At 36.2% G+C, this 11,419-nt stretch carries 7 protein-coding genes; all 7 read left to right on the top strand.

Annotated elements, in window-relative coordinates:
* Nucleotides 1–354 precede the first annotated feature (354 nt).
* The 7 genes from KMW37_RS07130 (at nucleotide 355) to KMW37_RS07160 (ending at nucleotide 11,379) form a co-directional block, all read left to right on the top strand.
* Nucleotides 355–3,456, top strand: a complete 3,102-nt coding sequence (locus KMW37_RS07130; RefSeq protein WP_215223932.1) for a SusC/RagA family TonB-linked outer membrane protein — start codon at nucleotides 355–357, stop codon at nucleotides 3,454–3,456.
* A 24-nt stretch (nucleotides 3,457–3,480) separates the two neighbouring features.
* Entirely contained in the window at nucleotides 3,481–5,145 is a 1,665-nt protein-coding gene (locus tag KMW37_RS07135) for a RagB/SusD family nutrient uptake outer membrane protein (RefSeq protein WP_215223933.1), read from the top strand.
* A 130-nt stretch (nucleotides 5,146–5,275) separates the two neighbouring features.
* Entirely contained in the window at nucleotides 5,276–8,206 is a 2,931-nt protein-coding gene (locus KMW37_RS07140; protein ID WP_215223934.1) for a glycosyl hydrolase, read from the top strand.
* Between the two features lie 623 nt (nucleotides 8,207–8,829).
* Complete coding sequence (locus KMW37_RS07145) at nucleotides 8,830–9,066, top strand: hypothetical protein (protein WP_215223935.1); 237 nt, start codon at nucleotides 8,830–8,832, stop codon at nucleotides 9,064–9,066.
* Nucleotides 9,067–9,095: 29 nt separating this feature from the next.
* A complete protein-coding gene (locus KMW37_RS22645) occupies nucleotides 9,096–9,203 on the top strand; it encodes a hypothetical protein (RefSeq protein WP_394369607.1) in 108 nt (35 codons plus the stop codon).
* Between the two features lie 199 nt (nucleotides 9,204–9,402).
* The gene (locus KMW37_RS07155; protein WP_215223936.1) at nucleotides 9,403–9,975 is read left to right on the top strand and encodes an RNA polymerase sigma factor; all 573 of its coding nucleotides are present in this window, start codon (nucleotides 9,403–9,405) and stop codon (nucleotides 9,973–9,975) included.
* Between the two features lie 438 nt (nucleotides 9,976–10,413).
* Nucleotides 10,414–11,379, top strand: coding sequence for a FecR family protein (locus KMW37_RS07160; protein WP_215223937.1), 966 nt, complete (start codon nucleotides 10,414–10,416; stop codon nucleotides 11,377–11,379).
* Nucleotides 11,380–11,419 lie beyond the last annotated feature (40 nt).

An 11,419-nucleotide genomic window follows, 5' to 3' on the forward strand; every position in this document is an offset into this window, starting at 1 on the left:
GCTTTTGAAATTTTCCAAAGGACTTAAATTGAAGTAGTTAAATCTTATACTAGGTAAGGAAAAAACTATTTTAGAAAAGGTAGTTGCCCATGCTTTTGATTATTACTGATTTGGAGTTAAGAGAACAATTTTAATGATTGACCATTCCAGATTTTAATGAGCATTATTGGTGAAATAGACTTGTAAGTAAAGAAGTCCTCAGTTACAGGAGTGGATGGGTTTGATCAAAAAAATATAAAAAGCAGTGATGCTTATTTCAGCTTAAGACAAAATTATAACAATATGACCAAATAATTGAAATGAGTTGAACAATGACTCAGCAATCTTTAAAACGGAAACCTAAAATAATCATTTATGAAAAAAATAGTTTTACTAATCTTAATGTTAGTAGCAGCTTTACCATTACTTGCCCAGACAAGGGCAATTTCAGGAGTTGTTAAAGATGAGGAAGGAGAACCAATTCCGGGTGTTTATATTTTGATAAAGAATAGTTCAAAGGGCACGGTGACAGATATTAATGGAGCCTATGACCTTGAGGTAAAAAGTGAAGACGTACTTGTATTTAGTTTCGTAGGTTTTAGAAAGGAGGAAATAAAGGTAGGTAACCAATCAGTGATTAATCTGAGTATGGGGCCTGATTTGCAGGGCCTTGAAGAGGTAGTGGTGGTAGGATATGGTACAGCAAGAAGAAAAGATATTTCTGGGGCATTCAGCACTGTTGATATAGAGAATTCTCCTCTTGCTAATTCACCTAATACAGACGTATTACAATCTCTTCAAGGCCAGGTGGCGGGTCTTAATGTAGGGATTCAAAGGTCTCCCGGAACTACTCCCAGTATTTTGGTCAGGGGGCAGAATTCAATTAATGGTTCAAACAATCCATTAATAGTTTTAGATGGGATTATTTATTTGGGTGATCTTGCTGATCTTAATCCTGAGGATATAGCATCGATGGATGTAATGAAAGATGCATCTTCAGCTGCTGTATATGGATCCAGGGCTGCCAATGGGGTTATTGCTATTACCACAAAAAAGGGAAAGACCACTAAACCTATTATACGTTTTAATACTTCAGTAGGCGCAAATCAGTGGCCAAGTCCACCTAAAATGATGGATTTGGAGAGGTGGACAGAAAAATACGTGGCTCAAACCCCTTCAATTGATGATCCTTCAGAAATTATTTTTGATGATGTCACTAGGACGCGCCTGTTTGCACAAGGTGTAAATACAGACTGGATGGATTTGATATCAAGGAATGGTTTTTTCCAGAATTACCAATTAGGGGTTTCAGGACGGTCAGAATCAGTTAATTATTACTTTTCTGGAGGATATAATCATAATAAAGGGGCAATTGTTGGTGATCAGTTTGAGAGGATATCTGTTCGTTCTAAACTTGATGCAAGTATTACAGATTGGTTAGAAGTAGGGGTTGATGGTACCTATAACAGGAATGATTATTCAGGAATTGGAGCCAGTGTATCCAATGCTTATGTAATGCCACCTTTTGGGTATCCTTATAGATGGAATAATATGCCAGAAGATGTGAATGGTGCTTCGGGAACACGTTTAGAACGGTATCCGACTGGCTCTTCTCTTACCAATCCTCTATGGGGAACGCAAGGTACCATTGAGGATGTTGATGTAAGGAATTTTTTTAGATTTGCCACATATGGTCTATTAAGTGTTCCAAAAATTGATGGTCTTACTTATCGTTTTAATTTATCCCTTAATTCCGATTTTGATGTTAAGGACCGCTTCTATTTTGAAGATTATTTTGTAGGGGAGCAACTAGAACAACCATATATTGATAGGTATTCACCAGAAGAACTTTCAAAAAGACTTTCCCAAGCAAATGGATATAACAATAGAACTAGTACTTTTTCATACGTCTATGACCATATTCTTAATTATAAGAAAAATATAGATAAACACTATTTCGACTTGACATTGGTCGCAACCAGAGATTTTATGCGGACAAAATTTAGTAGCGCTACTGGAAGTGATTATTCTCAAAATGGGAATACCTTATTGGGGGTAAATGGTATTCATAAAGCAGCTGTTCAACGTGTAAACTTGGATGTAGTAGAAAGGGCGAATATTGGTTATTTGGGCAGGGTTAACTATGCGTTTAAAGATAAATATCATATTTCTGCTACTTATAGAAGAGATGGCTCATCAGTTTTTGGCAATGGAAATAAATGGGGGGATTTTCCTTCAATCGGATTGGCATGGACTATTTCTGAAGAGGATTTTATGAAAGGGATAGCAGTGATGGATTATTTTAAGCTTAAGGCTTCTTATGGAAAGAATGGTAATCAGGGTGTTAGTCCATATGGATCACTTGCCAGGGTTCGTAGCGGAAGCGATGGAGGTATTAGATATACGTTTGGAGATATGCCTTCCCAGGTTTTTTATGGAGTACAACAATCAAATTTGGCAAGTCCTAATTTGGGATGGGAAACTACTACCGCTTTTAATGGAGGGTTTCAGTCAGAGTGGTTAAATAACCGTTTGTCCTTTGATCTTGATTTTTATTATTCTAAAACAACTGATCAAATATTTCAGCGAGAACTTCCGATAATGACTGGTTTTGGGAGTATTATTTCCAGTTTGGGACAGGTCAACAATCGTGGTCTGGAACTTACTTTAAGATCTATAAATATAGATAATACTAAGGTTAAGTGGTCATCTGCAATGATCTTTTGGAAGAATAGAAACAAAATTATCAGTCTTTATGGTGATGATAATGACGGTGACGGGAAAGAAGATGATGATATCTCAAACAGATTATTTATAGGAAAGTCTTTGGGAGCAATCTATGGGTACGATTATATAGGAGTTGTCCAGGAAAGCGATACCGAATATATCCAAAATGTCGGTGCTGTACCTGGGGACCCTAAATTTAGAGACATTAGTGGCCCTGAAGGGAAGCCTGATGGGATCATCACAGCAGATTATGACAGGACCATATTGGGGTATAGAAAGGAGAATTTTAGATTAAGTTTTTCTAATACCATTGAGTATAAAAACTTTAGTCTTTATGTAATGATGACAGGTGTTTTTGGAGGTTCCAAGGATAACTTTTATTTGCGGGAAAATCCTATTCACAATTCTTTTAGGGACCGCTTTGATACCAATGAACTGGATCATGATTGGTGGACTCCAGAAAATCAGAGCAACACTTACCTAAGGCCTGATTATGTAGGAAATAGGTATTTAGGGCTTCAGTCCCAAGGGTTTGTTCGTATTCAAGATGTTAATCTTTCATACAGATTCCCAAAGACTATGCTGGAAAAGTATAGAATAAATTCTCTGGAAATTTATTCAAGTGTGAAAAATTTGCATGTATTTTCTAATTGGTACGGAGGAGGGGATCCTGAAGCAGGTATTAAAGCGTTCAGTGGAACATATCCTGTTCCGAGAATCTTATCAGCCGGACTAAAAGTAAGTTTCTAATCCCAAAATAAACAAAGTGCAATTATGAAAACGTTATATAAAAAAACTTTCCTAATTATAATTTTGATTGGAATTATAAGTTGTAATGATGATGACTTTTTAGAGGAGAACCCTAAAACTTTTTATACTGTCGAAAATATCTTTTCATCAGGGGATCAAGTGGATCAGGTTGTGATTTCAATGTATTCTAGACTGAGAAGATTCAAGTTTTTTAATGCCCAGATGCAAGGCTTGGGTACAGATGTGCTAGATGCGCCCGAGTTTAGAATATCCTCTTCTTTTTCTGATTATAGCCGTATCAACCCAGAAAGTGCTCAATTCGAATCAGTATATGATTTTTATTATCAGCTAATAGCGCTTTCAAACACTGCCTTACAAGCAGCAGGTGAAGAGAATATATCTTTTAATTCAGAGGAGATTAGATCTTATATTATTGCACAAGCACGCTTTTTTAGAGCTTACGCACATGGAATGTTAGCCGAATTGTTTGGAGGGGTTCCGATTGTTGAAGAATTGGTAAAAGAACCCCGTTATGATTTTAAAAGGAGTACTAGAGTGGAAACCTACCAATTTGCAATAGATGAACTTGAAGCAATTCTTCCTGATTTGCCCGAAACGACTACGCAGGCAGGTAGAATAGTTAAAGGAGCTGCTCTACATTATTTGAGTGAATTTTATTTGGCTTTAGGCACGGAAACCAATGATCAAGTAGCTTTTGATAAATCCATCAGTTATGCATCGGAAATTATTGATGGGGATATTTATAGCCTTATGCAATCTCGTTTTGGGGAGAGAAGAAATGAAGAGAACACTGTCACTGGTGGAGCAGACGTTTGGTGGGATCTTTTCAGGTCAGGCAACCAAAATTATTCTGATGGTAATCTAGAGAGCATTTGGACTTTGCAAGTAGATTTCGATGCATTTATTGCGGAGGATGGCGATTCATACTTGAATTATCCAAGAAACTTCTCTCCAGTGTATAGGGCTATTGAAGGTTTTGATGGCGTGGCTGAGGATGCAGGTGGACGCGGTGTAGCTTTTTATGCACCATCCCCATTAGTAAAAGATATTATTTGGGAAGAAAATATTTCAGCTGGTGATATGCGAAACGCTCCGCACAATATAAGTCGAGATATTTATTATAACGATCCAAATTATCCGGATTTATTTGGAAAAAAAGTTCCTCAAAGTGTTATTGATGCAACCAATGAAGGAAGAGGTTGGATATTCCCGATATTCTTTAAATTAACCACAGACAAATTTATTGGATTAGATCAAGGTGAGAATAGAAGTAATATATTCCGAGATAAATATGTGATTCGTTTACCTGAAACCATTTTATTGAGAGCCGAGGCTTATTATAGAAAAGGCGACTTACAAAAAGCCGCGGATGATATCAATAAAATTAGGATGCGTGCTAAATGTAATATTTTGTTTTCTTCTGACCAGGTGGATTTAGACCTTATTTTAGATGAAAGGGCAAGAGAACTGTTCGTAGAAGAAAGTCGTTGGCATACATTACTTCGGATGGGCGGAACAGTTGCAGTTGATCGTATAAAGAAATATGCCCTACATCCTCACGTGCAAAGTACCCTTACTTTTGATTATAATTTGTGGCCCATTCCACAATCAGCTATTGACCGAAATAAGGATGTGGAGATGTACCAAAATGAAGGTTGGATAAGATAAGGTTTTTATTTTTAAAAATTGCTGATCAAAGAAGGACCTTTTGAAATCATGGGTGATTCTTTGATCAGTTGCTTTACTGGAAATTTTGTAAATAATCGAAAAGTCATAAAAAATAATACAGATGATTAATATGATAAAAACTTTTGGACTGCTTTTAAAGGTGATTTTAATATTATTTTATTTTGTGGGAGGGAAATTAAACGCGCAAGAATATGATCGTTCTATTGAATATCTGAGGGAAAATTTTAGCTCTCCTCCCTCAGAATATGGTGTGAATTGTTGGTGGTGGTGGCTCAATGGAAATGTAGATAAAAATGCGATAACAAAAGATTTAGAAGCGATGAAGTCGCGAAACTTTCATGGAGCCATGATTTTTGATGCAGGAGGGCATAATCAGCGGGGAAATGTCGATATTCCTTCAGGACCTTTGTTTGGAAATGATGCTTGGAACGAGCTATTTGTTTTTGCACTTGATGAAGCAGAGCGGTTGGACCTAGAGATTGGTTTTAATATTCAAAGCGGATGGAATTTAGGAGGGCCACGAGTAATGCCTGAACACGCAGCTAAGCAATTGACATATTCCGAAATAAGGGTAAATAAAAAAAGAAACAGAGAAATTGTTCTTGAACAACCTTTTACCAGAAAAGGTTATTACAAGGATGTTGTCGTCTTGGCTTTTCCTATTCATGAGTCACAAAAGGCTCCTGAGCCTATATTTGACTTAGATTATAAGTTAGCAGTCCATGAATTAGGAGGGTCTGCACCTGATTCTCGTTTTTTGTTGGAAAACAATCCTCGTATTCAAAAAAAGCTTCCTTCTGATGCATATATTATAAACCCGGAAGATGTTAAAGATGTAAGCAAGTATATGAATGAGGAGGGAAGATTAGAATGGGAGGTACCTGATGGTGAATGGGCTTTGATAAGAATTGGGTATACTTGTACAGATGCCGAAGTATCAACTTCTAGCGGAGAATGGCAAGGAAATGTGCTTGATTATATGAGCCGTGAAGCTTTTGAATTTTATTGGGAAGATGTGGTAAGCCCAATTTTGGAAGCATCAGGGCATCACGTTGGGAAAACATTAAAATATATGGAAACGGACAGCTGGGAATGTGGGGGGATGAATTGGACGCGTGATTTTCCAGAGGAATTTGCTAAGTATAGAGACTATGAATTGTTAAAATACCTTCCAATTGTTGCTGGCTATGTGGTAAAGGACATGGATACCTCACTTTCATTTCTTGCTGATTTCAGGAAGACAATTGGTGACCTGGTGGCGTACAACCATTATGCAGTATTCCAAGAATATGCCCATAAATACGGAATGGGAATTCAACCCGAGTCAGCCGGACCGCATGCGGGACCTATGGACGGTATTAAGAATTATGGATTTAGTGATATTGTTATGACTGAATTTTGGTCACCTTCTCCACACCGTCCAAATCCTAATAATAGGTTTTTTGTGAAACAAGCTTCTTCAGCGGCACATATTCTTGGTAAAAGGATCGTCGGAGCAGAATCTTTTACTACGATAGGGCCTCATTGGAATGACGAGCTTTGGCAAGATCAAAAACCAGCTTTTGACCAAGGGATATGCTCTGGACTTAACAGGATATACTTCCATACGTTCACTTCTTCTCCATCCAAGATGGGCTTTCCTGGTCAAGAATATTTTGCAGGTACCCATATTAATCCACAGGTTACTTGGTGGGATCAATCAGGCTCATTTATTGACTATATGCATAGGGTGCAGCTAATGGTACAAAATGGTGATTTTGTAGCCGATGTCCTTTACTATTATGGAGATCATGTGCCAAATATTTTTCCGTACAAATATACAGATCCTGCAGGTGCGATGTTTGGATTTGATTATGATGTGACAGACGAATCTGCCTTGATGCAGCTAAAGGTTAAAGGAAAACAAGTGATTGTTCCAAGCGGTCTTTCTTATAAGCTATTAGTTCTCCCTGATCATGAGGTGCTTTCTTTGAGGGCGTTAGAAAAGGTGAATTTACTCCTTGAAAGCGGAGCTACAGTTCTTGGTTCAAAGCCTGAAAAAATGGTGAGCCTTGTGAAAGGTAACGAAGGAGAAGCACGTTTTGTTGAACTTGTGGATAAAATATGGGGAAAAGCAGAAGCAAGTAAAGGAGAGCGAGGGGTAGGCAAAGGAACTATAGCATGGGGGTGGAGTTCCAAGGATTATTTGCTTAGTAAAGATGTAGCCACTGATTTTAGGGTTCTTGAAAATATTGATGGAAATATTGATTATATACATTATATGGTGGATGACGAAGATGTATACTTTGTTATTAATCAAAGTCCGGCCTTTCAGAAATTTACAGCTGAATTCCGTGTTGATGGGAAGCGTCCAGAGTTTTGGGATCCTTTGGAAGGGAAGTCATGGGAAGCTGAAGTCTTCTCCCAAAGAAATGGTTTAACTAGCTTACCAATTAGTTTGGAACCGTATGAGGCTTTGTTCGTTGTGTTTGCTAATGCGGGAAGTACGGATTTCATGAGTAATGAAGCGAAAAATTTTAAGGATTACCAGAAAGTTCAAGAACTTAAAGGAGAATGGAACTTGAATTTCAATACAGATTTTAAGGGAGTAGGAGAAATTAAGGTTTCAGAACTATTTGACTGGTCTTCTCATTCTGATCCTAAAATCAAATATTACTCGGGACCAGTTGTTTATACCAAGGAATTTGAATTGGAATTTGGTCCCATTGAGTCAGGTAATTACTACTTGGAATTGAATAATGTAAAGGATGTGGGAATTGCCGAAGTATCAATCAATGGGTTGAATAAGGGAGTAGTATGGACAAAACCCTTCAGGGTAGAGGTTACTAACGAACTCCAGACCGGTAAAAATATAATAGAAATTAAAGTGGTGAACTCATGGTACAACAGGGTAGCAGGTGAAGAATTGGGAAAGGTGGACGACCCCTATACGAATACAAATATTAGATTAATCAATGATTACAAAGGGAGACCTAGAGAAACCATCCCATTGGAACCATCTGGTTTATTGGGGCCTGTTGAGATCCTTATAGGCCAATGAGAGGTCTATGAATCTTGTAGTAATTAGTATAGGGTCAGACATTGTTTACTTGTTGTTATGGTGTGCTGGGTTTTTAGAATGAATACAATGTTGAGATGATTCATGTCGAGGTATTATAGAGCTATTGGAGGAAGGAAGACTTTCAATTCTTAACCTTTTCCTTCAATAGTTTTTTTATGACTTGAAGAAAAATATCAATTATTACTCGAAGGTTGTAAAGGTATAGAGATTAACCTTAAAAAGGATTTAATCACATTAATTACAATATCCATACCCAATTTGAGTATCCGCTTGATTGTTGATGAGGTTTGGCAAGGTGAAAAAGTTTGTCATAGTACAGCTTAAAGAGTAATTCAAAAGCTTTGTCTTCATCTTTTTTGAGCAAGTCAATGAATTGGGGAGAATTAATATTTAGTGTTTTGTCCGACAATTGAAATAGTAAATTAGTTGCTTTTATAGTTAGATGTACACTATAATTATAGAATTCATCTAACAAGAATAGAAAAAAACATAAGTCATCAAAAAAACGCAGTATAAAGAAAAGGTTAATTGTTTGTTAAACCCCTAAATTTACTTTTCAGGTATCATTATCGCTTTTTGCTGCTGTCAAACAGTTGTATGGATTGGATGAGCCAATTGAAATGGCGAAAAGGGCAAAAAAGCAAGACTATGGGTTAATGGCTGATCTTATTGTTTATTTTATTAATCAAAAAATTAATGCTAATGATGTAAAGTCAGCGTGGTTTGACGAGGAGTTGTATATGAATTCCCTACAAAACGACTTGAAATTAAAACAGAAAGTAAAAGTAGAAGTTATTAAGGAACCCTTGAAAGACATTCAATTTGGCTGCCAAAATTAAGTTATAAGATAAATGAAGGCTCTTGCTTTATTGCCGTTGGACTTTCTCACCTACAATATAAAACTGGTTTGATAAGATTATTGCAAGAGGAAGGATATACCTTGGAACCCATTAAATTAGATAAGTTTTTCCCGTAAGATCATAAAGTTAATATCAATCGGCATCCTAATTACTGCAGAGTCTAATTCCAAGGGATAAATAGAGGAGGCCGATTGGATGTGAGAAACCAAAAGTAAGTTTGATTTTTTGAAAATATTTGTACTTTTAATAAAACAATAACATCGATTATGCAAATTAAGGCTTAATGATTAACTTAATTTGGTTAAAAATTTTTAGATGTATACTTACAGCAGCGATAAGGAAATATTAGATAGAATAAAAGTGGATGATCAAATAGCATTTAAACTGCTGTTTGATCATTATTGGGAATCGTTGTTTGCAGCTGCACTAAAGAGAATTAAGTCTCAAGATCAAAGTAAGGATATTGTTCAGGATGTTTTGGCTGATATATGGAACCGTAGGCATAGTTTGGAAATCAAAACCAGTCTGAAATCCTATCTCCATACAGCCGTAAAATATCATGTTATTAAACTTTATCAACAAAATAGGATAGAAGTAGAATTTGATGTCAGTGGGACCTTTCAACATACCGATACAGATAATAATTTAGCTTTTAACGAATTATTTGATGTACTTGAGATTGCTTTGGAAAAATTGCCAGAAAGACAACAGGTCATTTTTAGAATGAGCCGCTATGAAGGCTTGAATAGTCAGGAAATCGCGGAGAAACTAAATCTTTCAGAGCAGACCATATTTAATAATCTTCATAAGACTCTTTCCACGCTTAGGACGGAACTTAAGGATTATAGCCCTATGGTAGTTTTGTTCCTTATAGTGTTTTTTGAGTAAAATCAATAAGCCCTTATTGTTAAAACTGGCTTGTGCCGTTTCACATATTAAAGTTTAGCAACTTTTTTTTTAAAGTTGTTTTGGACTAAACAAATCTCAGCGACCAGCTCATTTGATTCATAGGAATGGTTGAAACTGTAATTTTTTTTGAACATAGGGTGTGTGATTAGATCAAATAAAAATGTTTGTATTCTGTGTTTGAATTTGGTTTTGTTAAGCTATTATTTTATGATTGGCGTAAAATAATTTTAATATATTGATTTTTTATAAATTTACAGTTAATAATTCTTATTAGATGGGTTTTCCTTCTTGATGTTGAATAATGTGCAATGTTGGTTGCTTATTGTTAATAATTTGTTAAGCAATAGTCTGGCTTTTTAACTTATAATTTACCAAGAATAGAGGTAGTGATTTTTGATTTTTCTCACTTACCTATATATGAAAGAAGAAACACCTAATAATCAAGAATTAAAAAAGCTGATAGATAAAGCGCTTCAGGGAAATCTTTCATCTGAGGAACGAATAATTCTGGATCAGTGGTATGCTTCCTTCGAGGAAGAACTTCCATTGGTGTATACTAATCTGTCCAAAGAGGATTTCAAATTGAAATTTTATCAAGAAACTTTGGAGAAATTTGAAATAAAGAAAAGGGTGGACAAAGAACACTCTTTTCTGCTGGCTAAAATGGCTGCGTCGCTTGTACTACTGGCTGCGGTGGTTTCAGTTCTTTTTTATTTTCTTCCCAATGATCAAACTGAATTGTCATATATAGAATACAAAACTGAAAACGGGGAAAGAAAATCTGTTTCGCTGAATGATGGAAGTAAGGTGCTTTTGGATGGGCAGACTATTCTTCAGGTAGTTGAGAATTTCGAGGAGCACAGAAATGTAAAGTTGATTGGAAGGGCATTTTTTGAGGTGAAAAGAAATGAGTCTTCGCCTTTTACCATTAAAACAGAAAATCTTACCACTACGGTATTGGGAACCTCTTTTGTTATTGATGCTATGTCTGGGCAGCAGGAAGCTGTCGGGGTGAAGTCAGGTTTGGTAAAGGTCCTTCATGAGCAAGATGAAGAGATGTTTCTAAAGCAGGGTGAGCAAGCTATTCTTGCTGCAAATATTTTGAGCCATTCAGAAATTGAAAATGTATCGGAGCATTTCGGCTGGGTGGATAATAAACTGGTGTTTTATAATGATGATATAGGCGAAGTAGCGCAGAAAATAGAAAGTTGGTATGGTGTTAAAATTCAGTTGGAAGGATCTCCAGATAATGTCTGCTTGCTGACTGGTACTTATAGTGATTTAAAAATCAATGAACTTTTAGAAATAATAAGTTTTTCAATCCCAATAAAATATGAAATCAATGGTAAAGTAGTAAAAATCAATTCAGAACCATGTAAATAGGTAGAGCTGCTGGAACAGCCCTACCAAATCATGGTTAAAG

This window comes from Echinicola shivajiensis (assembly GCF_018642165.1).
Lineage (GTDB): Bacteria > Bacteroidota > Bacteroidia > Cytophagales > Cyclobacteriaceae > Echinicola > Echinicola shivajiensis.